Source organism: Streptomyces herbicida (assembly GCF_032656585.1).
Lineage (GTDB): Bacteria > Actinomycetota > Actinomycetes > Streptomycetales > Streptomycetaceae > Streptomyces > Streptomyces herbicida.
This window is the reverse complement of record NZ_JAUYWJ010000005.1, coordinates 300,267-324,063: the sequence shown is the minus strand read 5'-3', so window position 1 is coordinate 324,063 and position 23,797 is coordinate 300,267. Positions and strand designations below refer to the sequence as shown.

The following is a 23,797-nucleotide window of genomic DNA, read 5'->3' as shown; positions in this document are numbered from 1 at the left end:
GGAGGCACGATGCGCACCCGCTTAAAACGGCTCGCCGTCACGGCCGCTGCCCTGCTCACCGCCACGGCCGCACTGCCGGCGGCGGCCGCACAGCCGGCGCAGCGGCAGGAACGCCCGTCCCAGGGCGGCCTGTCCGCCGTCATCCGCTACACCGAGTACGGCATCCCGCACATCCTCGCGAAGGACTACGCCGACCTGGGCTTCGGTACCGGCTGGGCGCAGGCCGCCGACCAGGTGTGCACACTGGCCGACGGCTTCGTGACCCTGCGCGGGGAACGCTCCCGGTACTTCGGGCCGGACGCGACCACCGATCTCTCCCTCTCCTCGGCCACCACGAACCTCGCCAGTGACCTCTACTTCCGCGGGGTGCGGGACGCCGGGACGGTGCGCAGGCTGTTCGCCGGCCCGGCGCCGCTCGGCCCGACCGACGAGGTGAAAGACCTGATGCGCGGCTTCGCGGCCGGCTACAACGCCTGGCTGAAGAAGCACCGGATCAGCGATCCGGCGTGCAAGGGCGCCGCCTGGGTCGGACCGGTCACCACCCTCGACGTGGCCACCCGCAGCTACGCCCTCGCCGTGCTCGGTGGCCAGGGACGCGCCGTGGACGGGATCACCGCCGCACAGCCACCGGCCGGGACGACGCCCACCACGGGCACCCCGGACGCCGCCGCCACCGCCCGGGCCGCCCGTGCGCTGCTGTCCGCGGACAACGCCGACATGGGGTCGAACGCGGTCGTCTTCGACGGAGCCACCACGGCGAACGGCCGTGGACTGCTCCTGGGCAACCCGCACTACCCGTGGCAGGGCGGACGCCGCTTCTGGCAGTCGCAGCAGACGATCCCCGGAAAGCTGAACGTCATGGGCGGCTCGCTGCTCGGCTCCGCCACGATCTCCATCGGGCACAACTCCCATGTGGCCTGGAGCCATACCGTCTCCACGGGCGTTCCGCTCAATCTGGAGCAGCTCACCCTGGATCCGTCCGACCCGACGGTCTATCTCATCGACGGCACACCGGAGCACATGGCCCGCCGGACCGTCACCGTCCCGGTCGCGGGCGGAGCGCCGGTGACCCGGACCCAGTGGTGGACGCGGTACGGCCCGGTGGTCACCTCGCTGGGCGCCACGGTGCCCCTGCCCTGGACCTCCACGACGGCATACGCGCTGAACGACCCGAACGCCGCGAACCTGCGTTTCCCCGACACTGGGCTCGGCTTCAGCAAGGCCCGCAGCACGGCCGACCTCCTGGCGGCGGTCGAGCGGACGCAGGGCCTGCCGTGGGTGAACACGTTCGCCACCGACTCCGCGGGGCACACGCTGTTCACCCAGTCGCAGGTGCTCCCGCGCATCACCGACGAGCTGGCGCAGCGCTGTTCCACGGCGCTCGGCAAGGTCACCTACCCCTCGTCCGGGCTCGCGGTCCTCGACGGCTCGCGCGGCGGCTGCGCGCTCGGCAGCGACGCCGACGCCGTGCAGCCGGGGATCTTCGGGCCCGCGCGCATGCCCGTGCTCCGGGACTCCCCGTACGCGGAGAACTCCAACAACAGCGCCTGGCTGACCAATCCGGACCGGCCGCTGACCGGGTACGAGCGGATCTTCGGCGACACCGGCACACCCCGCTCGCTGCGCACACGCGGCGCGCTGGACGACGTCGCCGCGCTGGCCCGGCGGGGTGGTCTGACGGTGGCCGATCTGCAGCGGCAGGAGTTCGCGAACCGGGTGACCGCGGGGAACCTGATCGCGAACGACACGGCGCAGGCGTGCGCGGCGCTGCCCGGCGGCACGGCGACCGGCAGCGCCGACAAGGCCGTCGACGTGAGCGAGGCGTGCGGCGTGCTGACGGCCTGGGACCGCACCGCGCACAGCGAGAGCAGGGGCGCGCTGTTGTTCGACCGGTTCTGGAGGAAGCTGACGGCGGACGTGCCGCCGGCGCAGCTGTGGAAGGTGCCGTTCTCCACGGCGGACCCGGTGCACACCCCGAACACCCTCAACACGGCCGCGCCGGGCTTCACCACCGCTCTTGCCGACACGGTCGCCGAGCTGCGCGCGGCCGGTGTCGCCCTCGACTCCCCGCTGGGCGACCGTCAGTACGTCGTGCGCAACGGGCGGCACATACCGGTGCCGGGCGGTACCGAGTCGCTGGGCGTGTGGAACAAGGTCGAGCCCGTGTGGGACGCGGCCCGGGGCGCCTATTCCGAGGTGAGCTTCGGCTCCAGCTACATCCAGGCGGTGGGCTGGGACGACGGCCCCTGCCCGGTGGCCCGCACGCTGCTGACGTACTCCCAGTCCTCGAACCCGAACTCGTCCCACTACAGCGACCAGACCCGCCTGTACTCCCAGGAGCGGTGGGTGACGTCGCGGTTCTGCGAGAAGGACATCCTGTCGTCGCCCTCGCTGAGCGTGGTGAGGGTTTCCGACCGCTGATGGCCCCGAGGGTGTGGTCCCGTCCCCCATGGGGCGGGACCACACCCTTTCTCCTGACTGCCGGTCTCGCTCACACGGGTCGTGTGCGGCCCTCCCAGTAGGGGTCCCGCAGCCGTCGCTTGTACAGCTTGCCGTTGGGGTCGCGCGGCATCTCCGCGATGAAGTCGATGGTCCTGGGCCGTTTGTAGTCGGCGAGCCGTTCCGCGCAGTGGCCGAGGAGTGCGGCGGTGAGGTCCGGGCCGGGCTCGTGCCCCGGGGAGGGCTCCACCACGGCCTTGACCTCCTCGCCCCAGTCGTCATGGGGGATACCGAAGGCGGCGGCGTCGGCGACGGCGGGGTGGGCGAGCAGCGCGGACTCGATCTCGGCGGGGTAGATGTTGACTCCGCCCGAGATGATCATGTCGATCTTGCGGTCGCGCAGGAAGAGATAGCCGTCCTCGTCGAGACAGCCGAGGTCGCCGACGGTGAAGAAGTCACCGATGCGGTTCTTCCTCGTCTTGGCCTCGTCCTTGTGGTAGGAGAAGCCGCCGGTGTTCATCTTCAGGTAGACGGTGCCGAGTTCACCGGGCGGAAGCCGGTTGCCGTCGTCGTCGAAGATCGCGAGTTCGCTGATGGGCCAGGCCTTGCCGACGGTGCCGGGCTTCTTCAGCCAGTCCTCGGCGGTCGCGAAGGCACCGCCGCCCTCGCTGGCCGCGTAGTACTCCTCCACACAGTGCCCCCACCAGTCGATCATGGCTCGTTTCACATGGTCGGGGCAGGGGGCGGCACCGTGGATGGCGTGCCGCATGGACGAGACGTCGTACGACTGCCTGGTGTGTTCCGGCAATGCGAGGAGCCGGTGGAACTGTGTCGGGACCATATGTGTGTGCGTGCACTGGTGGGCGTCGATGAGGCGGAGCATCTCCTCGGGTGTCCACTTGTCCATCAGCACCAGCCGGTGGCCGATGTGCAGGGACGCCCCCGCGAACTGGAGCACGGCCGTGTGGTACAGCGGTGAGCAGACGAGGTGCACATTGCCGTCGAACGGCTTGATGCCGAAGATGCCGAGGAAACCGCCGAGATAGGCCTCCTCGGGAGCCTTGCCGGGCAGGGGGCGGCGGATGCCGCGCGGGCGGCCGGTGGTGCCCGAGGTGTAGTTCATGACCCAGCCGAGGGTGCGGTCCGCGGGCGCCGACCCGGGCTGCCCGTCGAGGAGTTCGGCGTACGGCCGGAAGCCCTCGACCTGGCCGACCGCGTATCGGTGGGTGGCCGGGAGGCCGGCCTCGTCGGCGGCGTGCCGGGCGGGACCGGCGAACCGTTCATGGGCGATCAGCACCTTCGCGCCGGAGTCGGAGACGATCCAGGCGATCTCCGGGCCGACGAGGTGGTGGTTGACGGGGACGAGGTAGAACCCGGCCTGACTGGCGGCGAGGTAGGCGACGAAGAACTCGACGCCGTTGGGCAGCACGACCGCGAAGGCGTCGCCGCGTTCCAGGCCCGCGGCGCGCAGGCCGTGCACGAGCCGGTTGGTGGCCGCGTGCAGCCGGCCTGCGGTCCACTGCTCGCCGTCGGGGGCGACCAGGATCATGCGGTCGGGGTCCTGGGCGGCCTGGGCCCAGAAACCGACAGGGGGTGTACTCACGACTGGCCGCTCCTTCCGGCGATGCGGTTGATGCGGTCGACGGCTCGCTCGAAGCCCCGGGTGAGGTCGTCGAAGACGGCCTGGACGCTCCGTTCGCCGGTCATCCGGCCGACGATCTGGCCGACGGGTGTGCCGAGCAGCGGCTCGACCTCGTGCTTCTGGATGCGGGAGACCGCCTCGGCGACCAGCAGGCCCTGCAGCGGCATGGGCAGGGTTCCGGGCCCGCCCGGGTCGTCCCAGGCGTCGGTCCATTCGGTACGGAGCTGACGTGCGGGCTTCCCGGTCAGGGCGCGCGAGCGGACGGTGTCGCCGGACCCGGCGGCAAGAAGCTTGCGGGTCAGCGCGGGCGAGTGGAGGTCGGCTTCTGTGGTGGTCAGCCATATGGAGCCCAGCCACACACCCTGGGCGCCGAGGCTCAGCGCGGCCGCCACCTGTGGTCCGCTGCCGATACCGCCCGCGGCCAGCACCGGCAGCGGGTCGACGGCGTCGACGACCTCGGGAGTCAGCACCATCGAGGCGATCTCGCCGGTGTGGCCACCCGCCTCGTAGCCCTGCGCCACGACGATGTCGATACCCGCCTGCTGGTGCTTGCGGGCGTGCCGTGCGCTGCCCGCGAGCGCGGCGACGAGCACGCCCCGGTCGTGGGCGCGGGCCACGACGTCGGCGGGTGGGGAGCCGAGGGCGTTGGCGAGCAGTCTGATCGGGTAGTCGAAGGCGACATCGAGTTGGGTGCGGGCGACCTGCTCCATCCAGCCGGTGATGCGCCACCCGGAGGCCTCGCCCTCGGCGAGCTCGGGCACGCCGTACTTGGCGAGGGTGTCCCGGACGAACTGCCGGTGTCCTTCGGGGATCATCGCCTCGACGTCCGCCTCGGTGACGCCCTCGACCTTCTTCGCGGGCATGACGACGTCCAGGCCGTAGGGCCGGCCGTCGACATGCGCCTCGATCCAGTCGAGATCACGCTTGAGGTCGCCGGGGGCCGTGTAGCGGACCGCGCCGAGCACACCGAAGCCGCCGGCCCGGCTGATGGCCGCGGCGACGGCGGGGAACGGCGTGAAGCCGAAGACGGCGTGCTCGACTCCCAGTTGCTTGCTCAGCTCCGTCTGCATGGGCGCAGGATGCCGCAGTCCCCCGGACGACGGAAGGGCTTTTCTGATGCTCCGTCAGATTTCTGTTCCGGCTCCCTCGGTACGCGCACGCCTCATTGACACATCCGGCACCCGACAGGAAGGTTTCACGATGACCGATGAGGTGGCCCACAGACTCACCCGCCGTCGACTCGGCGCCCTGACCCTCGGCGGCGCCCTCGCCCTCGCATCCTTACCCGCCGGTCCGGCCGAAGCCGTCCCCGTGTCCGGCGGCCACCGTCCCACCCTGCGCCGCGGATCACCGGAACGCGCCGGACTGCTCCCGGAGCACCTGCGTCAACTCGTCGCCGACGCCGAGGCGTTCCTCGGCCCCTCCCCCAAGCACCCCTGGTACGCGGGCGCCGTACTGCTCGCCGGGCGCGGCGGCACGGTGGCCCTGCACCGGCCCATCGGCATGGCGGTGCGCTACGCGGCGTACGACGAGAAGACCGACACCGGCGTCGAGTTCCCGCCCGGGGACCAGATTCCCATGGCCGAGGACACCGTCTTCGACCTGGCCTCCGTCTCCAAGCTGTTCACCTCGCTCCTCGCCGTGCAGCAGATGGAGCGGGGCACGCTGGAGCTGGAGGCGACGGTCGCCTCGTACGTCCCCGAGTTCGGGGCGGCGGGCAAGCAGGACATCACCATCCGCCAACTCCTCACCCACACCTCGGGTTTCCGCGCCTGGATCCCGCTCTACGACGCGCCGACGCACGAGGACAAGCTCCGGCTCATCTGGAACGAGGCACCGCTCAACCCGCCCGGCACCAAATACCTCTACTCGGACCTGAACCTGATCTCCCTCCAGCTGGTGCTGGAACGCGTCACGGGCCGCACGCTCGACATCCTCCTGCACGACGAGATCACCGCCCCGCTGGGCCTGAACCGCACCCGCTACAACCCGCCCGCCTCCTGGAAGCCCGGGATCGCGGCGACGGAGGACGCCCGCAGACCCTGGTCCGGCCTCGACCGGGGGCTGGTGTGGGGCGAGGTGCACGACGAGAACGCGTACAGCCTCGGTGGTGTCGCGGGCCACGCGGGCGTGTTCTCCTGCGCCTGGGACCTCGCGGTCCTCGGCCGGACGCTGCTGAACCGCGGCGTGTACGGGCGCAGGCGCATCCTCGCCCCCGAGTCGGTGGACCTGATGTTCACCGACTTCAACACGGCCTTCCCGGGCGATGAGCACGGGCTCGGCTTCGAGCTCTACCAGCACTGGTACATGGGCGCGATGGCCACCCCGCGCACGGCCGGCCACACCGGGTTCACCGGCACCTCCCTGGTCCTCGACCCCACGACCGACTCCTTTCTGGTCGTACTGGGCAACTCGGTGCACCCCGTGCGTAGTTGGCGCTCCGGTTCCGCTCCGCGGGTGGCCGCCGGCAACAACCTGGCGCGTGCCGTCCCGGTCCGCCCGGCGCGGGGCCGTGCGGCATGGTTCTCCGGCATGGCGAGCAGCACGACCGCGACGCTCGCCCTCCCCGCGCTCGACACCTCCTTGGGCACCGCCCGCCTGTGCGGTGCCGTGTGGTGGGACACCGAGCCCGGGTCGGACGTACTCGTGCTGGAGTCCACCACGGACGGCGGCGCCACCTGGCAGCCGGTCCCGTTCACCACCGCCCGCCACGGCGAGGACCCGCAGGAGCACCCGGCCGGTACGGCCACGGGCTGGTCCGGCCGGGTCTGGCACCGGCTGACCGCGCCCCTCCCGGCGGACCGGCACCTCGTCCTGCGCTGGCGCTACGCGACCGACCGGCGCTATGTCGGCCGCGGCGCGTACGTCGACGCCCTGCGCGTGGAGGCCGCCGGAACCGTGCTGTTCGACGAGGCACGGCCCGCGGACGCGGCACGCATCACGGCGGCCGGGTGGGCACCGTCGGCCGACTAGGACACGGCGGTGAGCAGGGGTTGGTAGAAGCCGGTGACGGGCGGCTCGAGCCAGGTGACGTCGGTGAACCCGGCGGCGGTCAGCGCCTCCGTCAGCCGGCCGCGGGTCAGGGCCCGGTAGGCGGTGCGCCGGACCCGGACCTCCCAGCCGGTTCCGGCGGGCAGCAGCTGGAAGTGTTCCAGGTCGTAGCGCTCGCCGTCGTCGTGCCAGTGCCACAGCTGGAAGGTGACCACCCGGTCGTCGGCCGTCCCGGAGACCTGGGGCGGCGTCGAGGCCGGGCGGTCGCGGCGGAGTTGGTCGTAGTCCCGCACGGTGATCACCACGCGTCCCTCGTCCCGCAGGACCCGTCGTATCCCTGCCAGGGCCGCGTCGAGGTCCTCGTCGCTGAGCAGGTGCGGGAGCGCGTTGTCGGCGCACACGACCACGTCGAAGGTGGCGGAGCGGAACGGCAGGGCGCGCATGTCGGCCGCCGCGGCCGGCAGCGCGGCGCCACGGGCCGTCGCTTCGGCGGCGGCCCGGGAGACGGCGACCGGGCTCAGGTCGGTGCCAATGACGTGGTGGCCGCGCAGGGCGAGCCCGATCGCCTGGGTGCCGATCCCGCAGGCGCAGTCCAGGATCCGGTGCGGTCCCGGGCCCAGCCGCGCGCTGACGACGGCGTCCAGCGCGGCGGCCTGGCGGGCCATGCTCGCGTCCCAGTCCGCGAAGATCAGGTGGTAGTCGGGGGCGAGCCGGTCGTAGAAGTCACGGACCGACGGCGGGACCGAGGGTGTGTCGGACATGTGCCGTCACTCCTCCCGCTCCAGCACCGCCATCGCCGCGTTGTGCCCCGGTACCCCGCTCACCCCTCCGCCGCGCACCGCGCCCGCCCCGCACAGCAGGACATTGCCGTGCCGGGTCTCCACGCCCCAGCGTCCGGTCTCCTCCTGGGCATAGGGCCAGGAGAGGTCGCGGTGGAAGATGTTGCCGCCGGGCAGCCGCAGGTCGCGTTCGAGGTCGAGCGGGGTCTTCGCCTCGATGCAGAGCCGGCCCTCGGCATCGGTCGCGAGGCAGTCGGCGATGGGTTCGGCGAGGTGGGCGTCGAGCTGCGCGAGCGTGGACTTGAGGAGTTCGTCGCGTACCGCGTCGTTGTCCCGGTCGAAGAGCCGTGCGGGTGTGTGGAGGCCGAAGAGGGTGAGGGCCTGGTAGCCCGCGTCGACCAGCTTCCGGCCGAGGATCGTGGGGTCGGTGAGGGAGTGGCAGTAGATCTCGGACGGCGGTGCCGTCGGGAGCTCGCCGGACGCGGCCTGGGCGTGCGCGGTGGCCAGCTGTTCGTAGCCCTCGGCGATGTGGAAGGTGCCGGCGAAGGCCTCCCTCGCGTCGACGGAACCGTCGCGCAGCCTCGGCAGCCGCTTGAGCAGCATGTTCACCTTCAGCTGGGCGCCCTCGGCGGACGTCGGCGCCGGGTCGCCGGTCAGGGCCGCCAGTTCCTGCGGCGAGGCGCCCACGAGGACGTGCCGGGCGGTGGCGATGCCCTCGCCGTCGGCCGTGCGATGGGTGACCTCGGCGGTCTGCCCGTCCGTCGCGATGCGTACCGCCTCGTGCCCGGTCGCGATGACCGCACCCGCGGCGCGCGCGGCGGCGGCCAGCGCGTCGGTCAGGGCGCCCATGCCACCGACGGGCACGTCCCAGGCGCCGGTGCCGCCGCCGATGACGTGGTAGAGGAAGCAGCGGTTCTGCCGCAGGGAGGGATCGTGGGCGTCGGCGAAGGTGCCGATCAGGGCGTCCGTGAGGACCACGCCCCGCACCAGGTCGTCGGTGAAGTTCCGCTCGATCGCGGCGCCGATCGGCTCCTCGAACAAGGCCCGCCAGGCCTCCTCGTCGTCGATGCGGCGGCGCAGCTCGTCACGGGTGGGCAGCGGTTCGGTGAGGGTCGGGAAGACCCGCCCGGCGACCTGGCCGGTCATGCCGTAGAAGCGCTGCCAGGCCTCGTACTCGCGGCTGCCGCCCGTCAGCCGGGCGAAGGCCTCGCGGGTGCGCCGTTCGCCGCCGCCGACGAGCAGTCCGGTCGGCCGTCCGTCCCGTTCGACCGGGGTGTACGACGAGATGGTGCGCCCACGGACCCGGAAGTCGAGGCCCAGGTCACGCACGATCTTCTTGGGCAGCAGGCTGACCAGGTACGAGTAGCGCGACAGGCGGGCGTCGACACCGGCGAAGGGGCGGGTCGACACGGCGGCGCCGCCGGTGTGGTCCAGGCGCTCCAGTACGAGCACGGACTTGCCGGCCCGGGCCAGGTAGGCGGCCGCGACCAGGCCGTTGTGGCCGCCGCCGACGATGACGGCGTCGTACGTCCGGGATCCCTCGTGTGCAGGCATGGTTCTTCGTAACACGTGATGATCTACGGCGGCCAGAGGCATGCCGTGCCTGCCCCGCTCAGCGTCCGCCGGACGCGCGCTGCTGGCGCAACACCGCCACCCGGCGGTACAGCTCGACGGCCTCGGCGCCGCGGCCGAGCTGCTCCAGACAGTGGGCCTCGTCGTTGCGGCTGGCCAGGGTGTCGGGGTGGTCGGGGCCCAGCACGCGCTCGCGGGCGGTGGCGACCCGGCGGTACTCGCTCAGCGCGTCCGGCCAGCGGCCGAGCCAGCCGAGGCTCACGGCGACCTCGCGGCGGCTGACGAGGGTGTCGGGGTGGTCGGGGCCGAGGACACGCTCACGGATGGCGCAGACGTCGCGGGACTCGGCGAGCGCCTCCTCCCAGCGGCCGAGGCGGCCCAGGTTGACCCCGAGGCCGTGGCGGGCGCGCAGGGTCTCGGGGTGGGCGGCGCCGTGGACACGGGTGCGGTCGTCGATCAGGTCGCGGTACAGCTTGAGGGCGTCCGCGCTGCGGCCGAGGCGGCCGAGGCTGATGCCGACCTCGTAGCGGGCCGCGAGGGTGTCGGCGTGGTCGGGGCCGAGGGCCTGGGCGCGGGCCTCGGCGACCTCGCGGTAGGTGCGCAGGGCCTCCTCCCAGCGGCCCAGCTGTCCGAGCGCGTAGGCGACTTCGTAGCGCGTCACCAGGGTGTCGGGGTGGTTCGCGCCGAGCACCCGGCCGCGCGCGGCGGCCACCTCGCGGGCCATGCGGTACGAGTCGTCGAGACGGCCGAGTCTGCTGAGGTTGAAGGCGAGGTTGTGGCGGCAGCGCAGGGTGTCGGGGTGGTCCGGGCCCATGGTGCGCTCCCGGGCGGCCAGCACCGACGTGTAGACCTGGTGGGCGTCGAAGTGACGGCCCAACTGGCCGAGCACATAGGCCATTTCCTGGCGGGCGGCGAGCGCGTCGGGGTGGTCGGCGCCCAGCACCCGCTCTCTGGCCCGGGCGACCTCGGTGTACTCGCGCAGGGCGTCGGCGGCGTGGCCGGTGCGGCTGAGGGTGAAGGCGATCTCGTAGCGGCTCGCGAGCGTGTCGGGGTGGTCCGGGCCGAGCAGGCGGGTGCGCTCGGCGGCGACCGCGCGGTGCACCTCGCCCGCCTCGGCCCAGCGGCCGAGCCGCCCCAGGCTGAGGCCCGCGTTGTGCCTGCCGACGAGGGCGGTGACGGTCTCATGGGCCGGGGCGGAGGGCACCGGCAGCTGTGCCGGGCCGGTCGGGGGCCGGGCGATCCATTCGCCGGTGAGACCGGCCCCGGCGTCCGGGGGTGTGGTGCGCAGCCCGGCGCCGGTCGCCTTGTGGCCGGTGGTCATGCCCCGGGTCCAGGACGGCAGGCGGGCCTCGCGGGACAGCGGCTCGTCGGGCCGCAGTTGGGGCTGGGGCGTCACCACGGTCGGCACATACGCGGGTGTCGTACGGCCGGCGGTGATACGGCGCGCCAACTCACGGGCATCGTAAGGGCGTTGCTCCGGCCGCTTGGCCAGGAGGTCGAGGATCACCTTCTCCAGGTACTCGGGGAGCTCGGCGCGGTGGCCGCGCGGCGGGCGGGGCGGGGTGTCGCGGTGACCGACGAGGATGGCCCAGGCGTCGTCCAGGTCGAACGGCGGTGCGCCGGTGGCGATTTCGTAGAGCACGCAGCCGAGCGAGTACAGATCGCTGCGGTGGTCGACCTCGGAACCGCTGATCTGCTCCGGCGACATGTAGTGCGGGGTGCCCATCGCGATGCCGGTGCCGGTCAGCCGGGAGGTGAAGCCGATGTCGTGGCCGAGGCGTGCGATGCCGAAGTCGCAGATCTTCACCGTGCCGTCGGTGAGCCGCATGATGTTCGCGGGTTTCAGGTCGCGGTGCACGATGCCCTGTTGGTGGGTGTAGGCGAGGGCGGCGGCGACCTGGTCGGCGATGTCCACGATGTCGGGGACGGTCAGCGGGTGGTGCTTGTTGTCCTCCAGGAGCTGACAGAGGTTGCGGCCCTCCAGGAGCTCCATGACGAGGTAGAGGATGCCGTCGTACTCGCCGAAGTCGTGGACGACCGTCACCCCGCGGTGCGACAGCGCGGCGGCCACCCGGGCCTCACGGCGGAACCGTTCCCGCAGAACGCGGGTGAAGGAGTGGTCGTGGTGCGGGCCCAGCGGCTTGAGGCACTTCACCGCGACATGCCGCCCCAACGACTCGTCCCGGGCACGCCACACCTCGCCCATCCCGCCCCGCCCGATCAGATCGAGCAGCCGGTACCGGCCCTGGACCAGTCTGCTGTCCGCCATCGTCCGCCGTCGCCCCCGTCGCCGTCCGCCCCTCCCCTGGGGTTGCCGTCAAGGTGCGGCCGCGCCAAGTCGGTCCGATCCGTGACACACCCCCCTGCTCGTCCAGTATGGCGACTTATCGTCCGACTTTGTACGGTGCCGGGCGCGACTCGGGGCCGAGCCGGGCCATGGCGCGCAGGATGTGTTTGGGCGGCAGCTGCCAGCGCAGGCGTGCGGGTATGCACCGCAGCAGGCGGCCCGTGGCGCGCAGTCGGCGGGTGACGGTGGCGGGTGCGGGGGCCGGTCTGCCGTACAGCTCGTGGGCGTACGGCGGCAGGGAGGCGTACGCCAGATGGGCCACGCGCCGCCACAGCACCTCGCGCGCCGGGACGAGGAGGGGATGCGTCGGCGGACGGAGCAGGAAGTCGTCCACCGCGCGTGCCTCGGGTCCCGCGGCGAGTCGGGGCCGCACCTTCTCGAAGTACGCGGCCATCTCCGCCCGGTCGGCCGGTACGGCGTCCGGCTCGAGGCCCACCAGCCGGGCGCTGACCCGGTGTTCGGCGATGTAACGGTCGGCCTGCGCGTCGGTGAGCGGATAGCCGGAGCGGCGCATCACGTGCAGATAGGAATCGATCTCGGCGCAGTGCACCCACAGCAGCAGCTCGGGTTCGTCGACGCCGTACCGCTCCCCGGTGTCCGGATCCGTCGCCCCCAGCCTGCTGTGGATCTTCCGCACCCGGGCGCCCGCCCGCTCGGCGGCCTCCGTCGTGCCGTATGTCGTCGTGCCGACGAAGTTGGCGGTGCGCATCAGCCGGCCCCAGGCGTCCTGCCGGAAGTCGGAGTTCTGCATGACGCCGCGCACCGCGCGCGGGTGCAGCGCCTGCAGATAGAGCGCGCGTATCCCGGCGACCCACATCATGGGGTCGCCGTGCATCTGCCAGGTCACCGATCGCGGGGTGAACAGCCCCGGGTCACCCGGCCGGAGGTCTCCCCCGGTCGCGGACATACCCGCAGTGTGACCGGGATCGGTAGTTGGCACCAGGCCACGTTCACGACCTGCACTGATGCCAAGTAGCTTCAGCGGCCGGAGCCGCAGAATCAGCGAAATATCCCAGGAGCATTCCAGGCTCCGGGCAACCTTCGGGGCATTGCGCTTCCAGGCCGTGACCACAAGCTGGAACCCAGCATGGCAACGCGCGCGACCCTGCGCCCCGGACCCGGCTGACCGGTGCTCAGCCCCTCGCGCTGTCGTCAGGAGCGCGCGAGCCGGGCCGCGAGATAGGGCGCGGTGGCGCTGCGGCGGGCCCTCGCCACCTTGGCCGGCGGGCCCGCCGCGACCACCCGCCCGCCCGCGTCGCCGCCGCCCGGACCGAGGTCGATGACCCAGTCGGCGGTGGCGATCGTGTCCAGGTCGTGCTCGACGAGGACGACCGTGTTGCCGGCGTCTACGAGCCGGTGCAACTGTCGCAGCAGCAGCGCTATGTCCGAGGGGTGCAGCCCCGCCGTCGGCTCGTCGAGCAGGTAGAGCGCGTGCCCGCGGCGGGCTCGCTGCAGTTCGGTGGCCAGTTTGATGCGTTGCGCCTCACCGCCGCTGAGTTCCGTCGCGGGCTGGCCCAACCGCAGGTACCCCAGGCCCACCTCGCGCAACGTCTCCAGACTGCGGGAGGCGGCCGGGACAGCGGACAGGAACTTGGCGGCGGCGTCGACGGAGAGCGCCAGTACTTCCGCGATGTTCTTGCCGCAGTAGGTGACTTCCAACGTTTCGGCGTTGTACCGGGCGCCTTCGCAGGTCGGGCACGGCGCGTAGGTGCCGGGCAGGAACAGCAGTTCCACCGCGACGAATCCTTCGCCCTGGCAGGTCTCGCACCGCCCTTCGGGCACGTTGAAGGAGAACCGCCCGGCCGAGTAGCCGCGCGCCCTGGCTTCGTCCGTCGCCGCGTACAGCTTGCGCACCGCGTCGAACATCCCGGTGTACGTGGCCAGGTTGGACCGGGGAGTTCGGCCGATGGGCCGTTGGTCGACCCGGACCAGCCGGTCGAACGACTCGACCCCCGACGCGTCCTGGACGTCGACCTCCAACTGCGCCTCGTCGGGCTCCTCGGGTACGAGTCCGAGGTGGCCGCGGACGACCTCGGCGAGCACCTGCGTCACCAGCGTCGACTTTCCGGAACCGGACACGCCCGTCACCGCCGTCAGTACGCAGAGCGGTACGTCGACGGACACGTCGTGCAGATTGTGGCGGGAGACGCCGCTCAGGTGCAGCCAGCCGTGCGGTGCGCGCGGGCGGTGATCGAGCGGCTGGGCGCGCACGAAGAGGTACTGGCTCGTGGCCGACTCCCCGACCCGCGCAAGACCGGCAACCGGGCCGCTGTACAGCACGCGTCCGCCGCCCTCGCCCGCACCGGGGCCGATGTCGACCACCCAGTCCGCCCGCCGTACGACGTCCATGTCGTGCTCCACGACGAACAGCGAGTTGCCCGCCGCCTTGAGGCGGTCCAGCACATCCAGCAGCGGTTCCGCGTCAGCCGGGTGCAGGCCCGCGGAGGGTTCGTCGAGGACGTAGACGACGCCGAACAGCCCCGAGCGCAGCTGGGTGGCGATCCGCAGGCGTTGCGCCTCGCCGGGCGACAGGGTCGTCGAGCGGCGCCCGAGGCTGAGATATCCGAGGCCCAGGTCGAGCAGTACCTCGACCCGCGCGACCAGATCGCCGCAGATCCGGACCGCGACCTCGGTCGTCTCCCCGGATCGGGCGGTCGACGTGGTGGCGTCGGCCTCGGACCGCCCCGCGACGGGCCGCAGCAGCGCCACGACCTCGGTGAGCGGCATCGCGTTGATCTCGGCGATGGAACGTCCGGCGAAGGTCACGGCGAGCGCCTCGGGCCGCAGTCCGCTGCCGTGACACTGGGGGCAGGGCACACTCCTGACGAACCGGAGCGCCCGTTCGCGCATCTTCTCACTCTTGGAGTCGGCGAGGACGTGCATGACGTGCTTGCGGGCGCTCCAGAACTTGCCCTGGTAGCCGTAGTCGACGCGGTCCTCCTCCGGCTCGATGTACACGGAGGGCTGCTCGTCCGTGTACAGCAGCCAGTCCCGGTCCTTCTTCCTGAGCCTGCGCCATGGTCGGTCGATGTCGATCCCCAGGCCGCTCACGACACTGCGCAGGTTGGCGCCCTGCCAGGCGCCCGGCCAGGCGGCGATCGCCCCCTCGCGGATGCTCAGTGAGGGGTCCGGGACGAGCAGGTGCTCGGCGACGTCGTGCACGACGCCCAGTCCGTGGCACTCCGGGCAGGCGCCGGCCGCGGTGTTGGGTGAGAACGACTCGGCTTCCAGGCGTGCGGCCCGGGGCGGATAGGTGCCGGCGCGGGAGTACAGCATGCGCAGCAGATTGGACAGCGTGGTGATGGTGCCGACCGTCGAGCGCGAGCTGGGCGACCCGCGTCGCTGCTGCAGGGCCACGGCCGGTGGCAGTCCGGTGATTTCCTGCACATGCGGTGCGCCGACCTGTTGCAACAGCCTTCGGGCGTACGGTGCTACGGACTCGAAGTAGCGCCGCTGGGCCTCCGCGTAGAGCGTGCCGAACGCGAGCGAGGACTTGCCCGAACCGGAGATGCCGGTGAAGGCGACCATCGCGTCCCGCGGAACGTCGACATCGATGTTCCGCAGGTTGTTCTCACCGGCGCCCCGGACATGCACGAAGGGGTCGGTCGCGTCCTTGTTCACCGTTCCTGATTACCTGATCGCGCCGGGAACCGCGCGACGGGCACCGTCACCGGGCCCCGCTCATACGAGCGCTCGGAGAAATCCCGGTATGAGACGCTCCCAGGGAACATTCGAGAGTGCTTCACCGTTGATCCGCATTTGGGCGTGAGGGAACTGTGTCCCCGGGCCTCACCCTTTGCCCATGAGGACGATCGTTCGGCTGAAGCCTTATCGAGCCCCCGCCGCGAGGCGACCGCCCTTCGCACCCACTCTCGATCGGCCCCGGCTGGGGATCCCCCGAACAGGTCGGGGCCTTCGCCTGCGCCCTGCCGGCGCGCTTCGGCGAACGCGGTGGTTCGCCTCCCGGTGGCGCACTCGCCCCGGCGGCCCAGCCCCAGGTCGCGAGCATGCGCCCATGGCGGCCATGACCGAGGGCGGTCAAGGGCGGCCAGCACGGCACCACCGCACCGGAGATCTGGGCTCCAGCAGCGGCAGCGCCTTGACGTTCGACACCTGTCTACGTTGACACATGTCGAACCAGCGCGGCCCGCCCGTGCTGGAGACCACCCTTCCCGGGGTCTTCGCCGCGGGCGACGTCAGGAGCGGCTCGGTCAAACGGGTGGCCTCGGCGGTCGGTGAGGGTGTCATGGCGATCCGCATCGTGCACGGGCACCGGGAAAGCGCGGTGATCGACAGCAGGGTGAACACCGCGTCGCGGAGCGGCCCCCCGTAGCGGTGACCGGCAAGGTTTCGCTGCTGACGAAGCCGAACGTCGCGGTGGCGAACACGCCGGCGAGCGCTCGGAAGAGGCCCGTGGGCAGCAGCCCGGGCCGGTTGACGCGGGCCATCCCGCTTGAAGTGCCTGTTTGTGATCCTCGGAGCGCGTATGAGAGGTGCTTCCAGCGTCGGTGTCGGACCATGTGGCGGCCCTGGCCAGACCCGTCGTCCAGCGCCGCACCCGGGCGCGTTCGTCCAGCGGAGGGGCGTCGATCGTCTCGAAGCGCACCTGGTCGTCCGGGATGCCCGCGAGCATGTAGTGGACCTTGTGGGAGACGCCGTGACGACGCTGCCCTTCGGGCCAGCGGTGGGCGGCGAACCGGTAGCTGCGGACGGTTCTGAGCGACAGCCCCAAGTCGTCGGCATACGTCTGCAAGGACACATCAACGCCGAACGGCGCCTCGCCGGGGGCCGTATGCGCGCCGCTCACCGGCTGCATCGGCTCGATCTCCAGCGCGTGGTCTCCGATGGTGTGGATGCGCTGCCGAATCGGGCACGTCATCGGATCGCTGGTGAGGGCGCGCCGTGGGAGCGGTTCGAGCCGTAACTCCCGGGCAGGACACCGAAGCGGGGTGTCCGGTGGCACGGCGTGCGGTGCGGACCGGGGTGGCGCGGAGCTGGTGTTCGCGGTGGCGCACGCAACCGTGTGGCCCGGTGGTGGAGCAGGTCCTGCGCGGGGGAGCACCAGGAGATCCGACCGTACCGCCTGCACCTGCCGGCCGGGGCCAGCGTGTCACGCGGCGTCGGCGTTACTTCGGGGGCATCCGGTGGCCACGTGCGATCGCGGGGGCAGTCGACGAGCAGGAGTCGTACGGGTGTCGTCACAGGACGTTACGGTCGTGGCTCTTCTGGCGGATCCGGATGCGCCGACGGAGATCGCGCAGCGCATGGCCCGGATGCTCCCTGATCGGCTCGCCGACAGGTCAGGCCAGGGACGGCGGTTCGACGTCGAGGTGGTCAGTGAGCCCTTCACCGCAGGGGCTCGCCCACCTTGATGCACCGGATCATGGACCGCCGAAGTGAGGGGAACTGGGACATCGTCGTGGCCCTCACCGACCTTCCGCTGCACTCACATGGGCGCAAGCTCGTGGTGGATCTGAGTCACGAACACGGCTTGGCGCTGCTGTCCCTTCCCCCGCTGGGGGGCTTCCGGCTGCAGACAAGGGCCCGGCAGGCCGTGGAAGAAGCCGTGCTCAGCTTGGCGGGCCCGCAGGCCACGGAGGCTGGGGGACCTCCGGGGAGTCAGCCGCTGCGGGGGCCCTTCATCGGTCGTCTCGCGCCGATCATCCGGGCCAGGTCGGTGAGGAGGAGATCGCCGATCTGCGGTACGTCGCCAGTGGGCCGCGCGGTTACCTGAGGGTGCTCCTCGGTATGGTCCGCGCCAACCGGCCGTGGCGCTTGGTGCCGGGCTTGTCGAAAGCCCTGGCGGCCGCACTCGCCACGGGAGCGGTCGCCACTGTGAACTCCACCATCTGGAACCTGGCCACCTCCCTGAGCACGCCACGCCTAGTGATCGCCATGGTCGGGTCTGTCGCAATCATGATCGGCTGGCTGATCGTGGACGCGAACCTGTGGCAGCGAACGGATGAGGTTTCGCCGGAGGCGAGGAAGAGAGCGGCTCTCTACAACGCCTCGACGGTCGTGACCGTGGGTATCGGGGTGATCGTCTGCACGTGGGTTTGGTGGTCATCAACCTGGTGTGGGCGCTGTTCATCCTCAACGACCGGGTGTTCGCCTCCACGACACGAACGCCGCTGCACGTCTCGGAGTACTGGACGTTGTCCTGGTTCGTCGCTTCGGTCGCCACGGTGGGTGGCGCGCTGGGATCGGGCCTGGAAAGCGACGAGGCGATCCGGGCAGCCGCCTATTCCAAGCGCGAACAGGAGCGTCGCAGCGTGCTGCAGGACGACCACGGGGACTAGCGGGTGACCTCAGTCGGAGATCTGCCGTCGGTTGGTGGTCGTCCGGGTCCGGAGATTCCGCTGATCGGTCGGTGCGTGGTGGTTTCGCCTCGGGGGCCGAGGGGGACCCGGACGCAACGCCGCCGGAGCGCCGAAGCTCCGCCTGGCGCGCCGACGGCAAATGACCGTTCCATCTAATCCAGGTGAACGGCTCCCAGAGGCGTGCCGGAGCCCCGGACCCCGTCGCAGCACTTCCGAGAGTCAGGCTCTTTGCGCCCTCTCCATCACCGCCATGCCGCGACATCAAGGGAAGTCACCATGAAAGCAGCGGTATACGAAGGACCGCGAACGGTCACAGTGAAGGACGTACCGGACGCGAAGATCGAGCACCCCTGCGACATCATCGTCAAGATCACCACCACCAACATCTGCGGTTCGGACCTGCACATGTACGAGGGCCGCACCTCGTTCGAGTCCGGCCGCACCCTGGGACACGAGAACATGGGCCAGGTGGTGGAGGTCGGCTCGGCCGTCCGCAAGGTCCAGGTCGGCGAGTACGTGGTCCTGCCCTTCAACATCGCCTGCGGCTTCTGCAAGCAATGCGAGCAGGGCCTGACCAATTACTGCCTGACCATGCAGCCGGAACCGGCCCTTGCGGGAGCCGCCTACGGATTCGCCGACATGGGCCCCTACCAGGGTGGCCAGGCGGAGCTGCTGCGCGTGCCTTACGGCGACTTCAACGCGCTGCGTCTGGGCGAGGACGCCGCCGAGCGGCAGACCGACTACGTGATGCTCGCCGACATCTTCCCGACCGGCTACCACGCCACCGAGATGGCCAACGTCAAGCCGGGCGACCAGACCATCGTCTTCGGTGCCGGTCCCGTCGGGCTGATGGCGAGCTACTCCGCCCTCCTTAAGGGCGCCGGCCGCGTCTGGACGGCCGACCACCAGCCCGACCGGCTGCGCAAGGCGGAGGAGATCGGGGCCATCCCGATCAACACCGCCGAGCAGAACCCGGCGGAGGTCGTCAAGGAGGCCACCCTCGGCCTGGGCGCCGACAACGGCTGCGAATGCGTCGGCTACCAGGCACACGACCCCGAGGGACACGAGGACGCCAGCCTCACGCTCAACGGACTGATCGACTCGGTCCGGTTCACCGGCGACATCGGCGTGGTGGGCGTGTTCCTGCCCCAGGACCCCGGCGGCGCGGAGGCCCAGGGGAAGCTGGAAGCTCAGGGCAAGGTCCCGATCGACTTCGGCATGATGTGGTTCAAGGGCCAGCGTATGGGGACCGGGCAGGCGCCGGTGAAGAAGTACAACCGGGCGCTGCGGGATCTGATCGCCGGCGGGAAGGCGAAGCCGAGTTTCGTCGTCTCCCACGAGCTCGGCCTGGACGAGGCCCCCACCGCCTACGAGCACTTCGACGCCCGTGACGAGGGCTGGACGAAGGTGGTCCTGCATCCCGACGGACACGGCAACGGCCACAAGCGGTAAGGAAACCCGAGGGTATGGCTGTGGCGTCGCCGAACGACGCCTCGGGGCGGCGCAGACGGCGGCGCCCCGAGGGCCTGGTGATCAAACTCGGGTGCGGGAGATGCTCAGCTACTTGGCCGCGGCCCTGCCGAGCCACACCGGGCCTGCGGCCCGGCTGCTCGCTGTGCGGTGCGCACTGCGTATGGACGAAGGGGTGGTCCGGCTGCCGGCCGGGGTCCTGCGTAGCCTTCGCCTCGGCCGCGATCCGGTCCCGTGGAGCGAGCTGGAGCAGGCACGGTGGCTCCGCAGAACGCCAGGTGCCCCGAGCTGCGCCGACAACGGAGTTGTGGTCGCCCGGCTCCTCGACGCCGTGTTGCTCGCTCAGTGTCCCGCGCGTCGGACCGCCGGAGCGCTGCCGACCGGGCGCTGCGGACGGCGAGGACGTGCGGCTTGGGTGCCGACGCCCCTTCTTTGCAGCTGACCACCCTCTGCCGTACTGCACACACGGATCCCTCCGGCGGTCGGGGGTGTGCCGAAATGGACCGGATCGCGCGTGAATGTGGAGTCGCTCCTGATGGCTCCGCAGCACCGACCGACCGAGCCAATGCCATTTATCCAGCCTAAGTGCCGAATAAAGTGCTTGGTCACAGCAGGCTAGCGCCGTACCCGCGGCATCCCCAGACCGATCCAGGAGATGATTTCGCGCTGGATCTCGTTGTTGCCGCCGCCGAAGGTGAAGATCACCGCAGAGCGGTAGCCGCGTTCCAGGTCACCGTGGAGCACCGCACCCGCGGAGCCCTCCTTCAGTGGTCCGGCGGCGGCGACGATCTCCATGAGCCAGGCGTACGCGTCCCGGCGGGTCTCGGAGCCGTAGACCTTGACCGCGGAGGCGTCCTGCGGGGTGAGTGTGCCTTCCTGGACGGCGGTGACCATCCGCCAGTTGAGGAGCTTCATGGCGTCGAGGCGGGTGTGGGTGCGGGCGAGGCGCCCGCGTACCCAGGGCAGGTCGATCACGCGGCGGCCGTCGGCGAGTTTGGTCTCCATCGCCCAGCGCTGGACGTCCTGCAGGGCACGGATCGCCATCGTGCCGTGGGCGGCGAGGGTGACGCGCTCGTGGTTGAGCTGGTTGGTGATCAGCCGCCAGCCCTGGTTCTCCTCGCCGACCCGGCGGGAGACGGGGACGCGGATGTTCTCGTAATAGCTGGCCGTGGTGTCGTGCGAGGCGAGGGTGTTGATCACGGTGCAGGAATAGCCGGGGTCGGAGGTCGGCACGAGGAGCATGGTGATGCCCTTGTGCGCGGGGGCGTCGGGGTCGGTGCGGACCGCCAGCCAGACCCAGTCGGCGGTGTCGCCGTTGGTCGTCCATATCTTCTGCCCGTTGACGACGTACTCTCCCCCGTCCCGTACGGCCCGGGTCTTCAGGGAGGCCAGGTCCGTGCCCGCGTCGGGCTCGCTGTAGCCGATGGCGAAGTCGATCTCGCCGGAGAGGATCCGCGGCAGGAAGTAGGCCTTCTGCTCGTCGGTGCCGAACTGCATGATCGTCGGGCCGACGGTGTTCAGCGCCATCAGCGGCAGCGGTACACCGGCCTGCGCGGCCTCGTCGAAGAAGATGAACTGCTCCATGGGCGTCAGGCCGCGCCCGCCGTACTCCTCGGGCCAGCCCACACCGAGCCAGCGGTCCGTGCCCAGCCGCCGGATCGTGTCGCGGTAGAACCGCTTCTGCGCGGCCGGGTCGGCGTAGCGGGCGTAGGCGTGGTCCGGCACCAGGTCGGCGAAGTAGGCGCGCAGTTCGGTGCGCAGTCGCTGCTGTTCGGGCGTGTGGTCGAGATGCACGGCGCCTCCAGGCTCCCGATGGCCGGTCCTGACGGCGCACACCGTAGAACGTGTTCCAGAAATTGGGAATGCCGAACCGGAAACCCGGCAGCGCCCCCCACCCGCCGGTTCGACGGCTCAGGCCAGCGTCTCGATGAAGTCCGCACAGGCCCGGGCGCACGCCAGGCATGCCTCGGCGGTCCCGTCGGCGTCGGCCCGCCCCTCGAAGGCCCGCGCGCATTCGAGGCAGACCGAGCGGCACCACTCCAACTGGATGCGGATGGCCTTCTCCTCCTGGCTCTCGGCGAGCACCCGGACGGTCGCGTCGCACACCTCGGCGCACATGACGGCCTGCCGCCGTATCCGCTCCTCCCCGTCGGCCCCGTCGGGACCCATGGCGCTCGCGCCCAGTGCGCACACCCGGGCGCACTCCGTGCACGCCTGCGCGCACGCGAAACGGTCCTCCAGGAACCGGTAGGGCTCCTGGCGGAAATTCGCCGGTGTCACATCGGGCGGGTAACCGGGACCGGGCGGATCAAACCCCGGACCCGATGTCGCCGTATGCGACCGGCGGTCACGGAAGGTGTCTGATTCACCCCCTTCTGGGCGGGGTATTCCTGTGCTATGAGTACCGCATCCATGCAGCTGGCCGCGGCGAGCGGCCTCATGAGTCTTGTGCTCTTCCTGGTGGCCCTGGCCGTCCTGGCGCTGCTCGCCGGCGGTTTCTGGCTGAACTCCCGGGTCAAGTACCAGGAGTCGCCCCGGCCCCGGCCCGAAGAGCAGCCGCATCTGCCGCCCGAGGGCGCGGTGCACGAAATCCGGGAGAACCGGGAGTCCCAGGAGGTACCCAAGATGCCGGAGGGCGGTCGCCCACTGACCCCGTACGAGCTGAGCAACATGGACACCCGGCCGAGCACGTCGAAGGACCGCCCGCGCTGGAGCAAGGGCTCGAGCGGATCGTTCGGCGGAGGCGGGCTGGGCGCCCACTGACCCCGTGGCGACGCCGGCCCGACCCCGTTACGACCCCGGTGACCGACCGGCCCGAGGCGAATGGGTCCGGCCGGCGTCGAGACGTCCGACGTGGGCCACGTTGCCGCGGTCCTCGGGCTCGTCGCTGGGCGAAGCCGTGAACCAGGCGTCCAGGATCTCCTTGAGGACCGGCTCCGAGGTCAGACGCAGACCGAGGGCGAGGACGTTGGCGTCGTTCCAGCGACGCGCGCCGTCCGCCGTGTACGCGTCCGTGCACAGGGCCGCCCGGACGCCCTGCACCTTGTTCGCGGCGATGGACGCGCCCGTGCCGGTCCAGCAGCACACGACGGCCTGATCCGCCCTCCCCACCGCCACATCGCGGGCCGCCGCCTCGGAGCAGACCGCCCACTGCGGATCCGCCCCCGGTTGCAACGCGCCGTACGTGCGCACCTCGTGGCCGCGTCGGCGCAGCTCCTCGACCAGCTGCCGGGCGACGGGTTGGTCCATGTCGGAGGAGACGGAGATCCGCATACTCCCGGAGCCTACGGCCTGTGCGGTGGAGCATGCCACGGACGGGGGCAAGCGCCTCGGCCGACGACCTGCAGGTCCAGCACCCCGCCTGCTGCGCCGTGGCCCCGTACGACGGGGCCGAACCGGCCCGGCGGCGCTCCCTCGGCATCGGCAGCCCCGAGGACGACCCGACCCTGCCGGTGGGAGCCGACCGGGACCGGCCGACTGACCGGGCTCGGCGCTTCGGTTCTCGCGCGCCATGACGGCCGCACCGTTCCGGCCGACCCCGAAGGCAACGAGTTCCGCCTGTTCGGGGCCGGCCGGAACGGTGCGGAGGGCGTGCGTGCCGAGGGGGTCAGCCGCGTCCCCCGCTGAGGTTCCGCCACTGCGGACCGATCCGCTTCCACTCCTCGTCCCACTCCGCGAGGCGTCGCCGCAGGAGATGTCCGCACACCAGCCGGCCTCCGCCCCACACCGCGACCCCGACGGCCGGTGCCACGAGCGCACCGGTCACGGCCGCCTGGAGCCACGACTCCGTGGCGTCGAGGGGCTTGGAGACGAGTCGGCCCGTACCGTCCGTCCACATGGTGACCCTGGAGCCGGCGGCGATGCCAGGGGCGACCTTCGCCCGGTCGGTGTGCACGGAGCCGTCCTCCGCGGTCCAGCGCACCGTGGCCCACACCCTGCTGTCGTCGTATCCGCCGGCCGCGGGTACCGCGTTCGCCGAGTTCTCGGTCAGCTCGGCCGAGACGGCGTGGACCTGCGCGCGGCGTTCGCTGAGGTTGCCGTCGACCACCATCGCGGCCGCCACGCCCGCGAACACGGCGCCCAGGAGGGCGAGGATCCAGGTGGCGAGCACGACCCAGGCCTCGACGGTGTCGCTGCGGCGGTGGAGCGGATTGCTCCGCCACCTCCAGCGCCAGCGCCGGAACCACACCCCGGTCGCTTTCCTACGACGTGTCCTCGCCATCGGCCGTCGCCTCCT

General features: G+C 71.3%; 17 protein-coding genes and 3 pseudogenes. 8 read left to right on the top strand and 12 right to left on the bottom strand.

Features of this window, described 5'->3' with window-relative positions; translation table 11 throughout:
• Window positions 1-9 precede the first annotated feature (9 nt).
• Entirely contained in the window at window positions 10-2,421 is a 2,412-nt protein-coding gene (locus tag Q8A52_RS13760; protein WP_316751586.1) for a penicillin acylase family protein, read from the top strand.
• A gap of 70 nt (window positions 2,422-2,491) precedes the next feature.
• Here the strand turns inward: Q8A52_RS13760 and Q8A52_RS13755 are convergent, their stop codons facing one another.
• Complete coding sequence (locus Q8A52_RS13755; protein ID WP_408649198.1) at window positions 2,492-4,042, bottom strand: acyl-CoA synthetase; 1,551 nt, start codon at window positions 4,040-4,042, stop codon at window positions 2,492-2,494.
• Window positions 4,039-5,151: an NAD(P)H-dependent flavin oxidoreductase gene (locus Q8A52_RS13750; protein ID WP_316751584.1), complete on the bottom strand. Its 1,113-nt coding sequence runs from the start codon at window positions 5,149-5,151 to the stop codon at window positions 4,039-4,041. Before Q8A52_RS13750 ends, Q8A52_RS13755 begins: the two co-directional genes overlap by 4 nt.
• A 130-nt stretch (window positions 5,152-5,281) precedes the next feature.
• Here Q8A52_RS13750 and Q8A52_RS13745 point away from each other — a divergent pair, with 130 nt between their 5' ends.
• Window positions 5,282-7,054, top strand: coding sequence for a serine hydrolase (locus tag Q8A52_RS13745; RefSeq protein WP_316751582.1), 1,773 nt, complete (start codon window positions 5,282-5,284; stop codon window positions 7,052-7,054).
• Here the strand turns inward: Q8A52_RS13745 and Q8A52_RS13740 are convergent.
• From Q8A52_RS13740 to uvrA, 5 genes are all read right to left on the bottom strand, one after another.
• Complete coding sequence (locus Q8A52_RS13740) at window positions 7,051-7,833, bottom strand: class I SAM-dependent methyltransferase (RefSeq protein WP_316751579.1); 783 nt, start codon at window positions 7,831-7,833, stop codon at window positions 7,051-7,053. The genes Q8A52_RS13745 and Q8A52_RS13740 overlap by 4 nt on opposite strands.
• 6 nt (window positions 7,834-7,839) lie before the next feature.
• Window positions 7,840-9,405: a phytoene desaturase family protein gene (locus Q8A52_RS13735; RefSeq protein ID WP_316751577.1), complete on the bottom strand. Its 1,566-nt coding sequence runs from the start codon at window positions 9,403-9,405 to the stop codon at window positions 7,840-7,842.
• 58 nt (window positions 9,406-9,463) lie between these two features.
• Entirely contained in the window at window positions 9,464-11,692 is a 2,229-nt protein-coding gene (locus tag Q8A52_RS13730) for a serine/threonine-protein kinase (RefSeq protein WP_316751574.1), read from the bottom strand.
• A gap of 115 nt (window positions 11,693-11,807) precedes the next feature.
• Window positions 11,808-12,677 carry an oxygenase MpaB family protein gene (locus Q8A52_RS13725; protein ID WP_316751573.1) on the bottom strand — a complete coding sequence of 290 codons (870 nt, stop codon included), beginning with the start codon at window positions 12,675-12,677 and terminating at the stop codon, window positions 11,808-11,810.
• Window positions 12,678-12,922: 245 nt separating this feature from the next.
• Window positions 12,923-15,391 (bottom strand): excinuclease ABC subunit UvrA, encoded by a 2,469-nt coding sequence (uvrA, locus tag Q8A52_RS13720; protein WP_316751570.1) that lies wholly within the window; start codon window positions 15,389-15,391, stop codon window positions 12,923-12,925.
• A gap of 520 nt (window positions 15,392-15,911) precedes the next feature.
• On the opposite strand from uvrA, the pseudogene Q8A52_RS13715 reads away from it, so the two are divergent.
• Window positions 15,912-16,103 (top strand): annotated as a pseudogene (locus Q8A52_RS13715) (hypothetical protein); the annotation flags it as partial.
• A gap of 249 nt (window positions 16,104-16,352) precedes the next feature.
• On the opposite strand, the pseudogene Q8A52_RS49030 reads toward Q8A52_RS13715, so the two are convergent.
• Window positions 16,353-16,403 (bottom strand): annotated as a pseudogene (locus Q8A52_RS49030) (hypothetical protein); the annotation flags it as partial.
• 24 nt (window positions 16,404-16,427) lie between these two features.
• Here Q8A52_RS49030 and Q8A52_RS13710 point away from each other — a divergent pair.
• From Q8A52_RS13710 to Q8A52_RS13700, 3 genes and pseudogenes are all read left to right on the top strand, one after another.
• Window positions 16,428-16,694: a hypothetical protein gene (locus Q8A52_RS13710; RefSeq protein WP_316751568.1), complete on the top strand. Its 267-nt coding sequence runs from the start codon at window positions 16,428-16,430 to the stop codon at window positions 16,692-16,694.
• Between the two features lie 292 nt (window positions 16,695-16,986).
• Window positions 16,987-18,069 (top strand): annotated as a pseudogene (locus Q8A52_RS13705) (hypothetical protein).
• Window positions 18,070-18,366: 297 nt separating this feature from the next.
• Window positions 18,367-19,542 (top strand): glutathione-independent formaldehyde dehydrogenase, encoded by a 1,176-nt coding sequence (locus Q8A52_RS13700; protein WP_316751566.1) that lies wholly within the window; start codon window positions 18,367-18,369, stop codon window positions 19,540-19,542.
• A 633-nt stretch (window positions 19,543-20,175) separates the two neighbouring features.
• Here the strand turns inward: Q8A52_RS13700 and Q8A52_RS13695 are convergent.
• Both Q8A52_RS13695 and Q8A52_RS13690 read right to left on the bottom strand, forming a co-directional pair.
• The gene (locus Q8A52_RS13695) at window positions 20,176-21,354 is read right to left on the bottom strand and encodes an acyl-CoA dehydrogenase family protein (protein ID WP_316751565.1); all 1,179 of its coding nucleotides are present in this window, start codon (window positions 21,352-21,354) and stop codon (window positions 20,176-20,178) included.
• Window positions 21,355-21,471: 117 nt separating this feature from the next.
• Window positions 21,472-21,840, bottom strand: coding sequence for a ferredoxin (locus Q8A52_RS13690; protein WP_316751563.1), 369 nt, complete (start codon window positions 21,838-21,840; stop codon window positions 21,472-21,474).
• Window positions 21,841-21,957: 117 nt separating this feature from the next.
• Between Q8A52_RS13690 and Q8A52_RS13685 the strand changes: the two genes are divergently transcribed.
• Window positions 21,958-22,323, top strand: coding sequence for a DUF6479 family protein (locus Q8A52_RS13685; protein ID WP_316751560.1), 366 nt, complete (start codon window positions 21,958-21,960; stop codon window positions 22,321-22,323).
• 27 nt (window positions 22,324-22,350) lie between these two features.
• Here Q8A52_RS13685 and Q8A52_RS13680 read toward each other — a convergent pair whose 3' ends face one another.
• Complete coding sequence (locus Q8A52_RS13680) at window positions 22,351-22,833, bottom strand: RpiB/LacA/LacB family sugar-phosphate isomerase (protein ID WP_316751558.1); 483 nt, start codon at window positions 22,831-22,833, stop codon at window positions 22,351-22,353.
• Between the two features lie 32 nt (window positions 22,834-22,865).
• Between Q8A52_RS13680 and Q8A52_RS13675 the strand changes: the two genes are divergently transcribed.
• Window positions 22,866-23,075 carry a hypothetical protein gene (locus Q8A52_RS13675; RefSeq protein WP_316751556.1) on the top strand — a complete coding sequence of 70 codons (210 nt, stop codon included), beginning with the start codon at window positions 22,866-22,868 and terminating at the stop codon, window positions 23,073-23,075.
• Window positions 23,076-23,167: 92 nt separating this feature from the next.
• Here Q8A52_RS13675 and Q8A52_RS13670 read toward each other — a convergent pair whose 3' ends face one another.
• Window positions 23,168-23,782: an Rv1733c family protein gene (locus Q8A52_RS13670; RefSeq protein WP_316751554.1), complete on the bottom strand. Its 615-nt coding sequence runs from the start codon at window positions 23,780-23,782 to the stop codon at window positions 23,168-23,170.
• Window positions 23,783-23,797: the final 15 nt, after the last annotated feature.

What these genes read in the sequence shown, in the direction of transcription:
- Q8A52_RS13760 (WP_316751586.1), top strand. Translation starts at nt 10, where the DNA reads ATGCGCACCCGCTTAAAACGGCTCGCCGTCACGGCCGCTGCCCTGCTC.
- Q8A52_RS13750 (WP_316751584.1), bottom strand. Translation starts at nt 5,151, where the DNA reads ATGCAGACGGAGCTGAGCAAGCAACTGGGAGTCGAGCACGCCGTCTTC.
- Q8A52_RS13745 (WP_316751582.1), top strand. Translation starts at nt 5,282, where the DNA reads ATGACCGATGAGGTGGCCCACAGACTCACCCGCCGTCGACTCGGCGCC.
- Q8A52_RS13740 (WP_316751579.1), bottom strand. Translation starts at nt 7,833, where the DNA reads ATGTCCGACACACCCTCGGTCCCGCCGTCGGTCCGTGACTTCTACGAC.
- Q8A52_RS13735 (WP_316751577.1), bottom strand. Translation starts at nt 9,405, where the DNA reads ATGCCTGCACACGAGGGATCCCGGACGTACGACGCCGTCATCGTCGGC.
- Q8A52_RS13730 (WP_316751574.1), bottom strand. Translation starts at nt 11,692, where the DNA reads ATGGCGGACAGCAGACTGGTCCAGGGCCGGTACCGGCTGCTCGATCTG.
- Q8A52_RS13725 (WP_316751573.1), bottom strand. Translation starts at nt 12,677, where the DNA reads ATGTCCGCGACCGGGGGAGACCTCCGGCCGGGTGACCCGGGGCTGTTC.
- Q8A52_RS13700 (WP_316751566.1), top strand. Translation starts at nt 18,367, where the DNA reads ATGAAAGCAGCGGTATACGAAGGACCGCGAACGGTCACAGTGAAGGAC.
- Q8A52_RS13685 (WP_316751560.1), top strand. Translation starts at nt 21,958, where the DNA reads ATGAGTACCGCATCCATGCAGCTGGCCGCGGCGAGCGGCCTCATGAGT.
- Q8A52_RS13680 (WP_316751558.1), bottom strand. Translation starts at nt 22,833, where the DNA reads ATGCGGATCTCCGTCTCCTCCGACATGGACCAACCCGTCGCCCGGCAG.
- Q8A52_RS13675 (WP_316751556.1), top strand. Translation starts at nt 22,866, where the DNA reads ATGCCACGGACGGGGGCAAGCGCCTCGGCCGACGACCTGCAGGTCCAG.
- Q8A52_RS13670 (WP_316751554.1), bottom strand. Translation starts at nt 23,782, where the DNA reads ATGGCGAGGACACGTCGTAGGAAAGCGACCGGGGTGTGGTTCCGGCGC.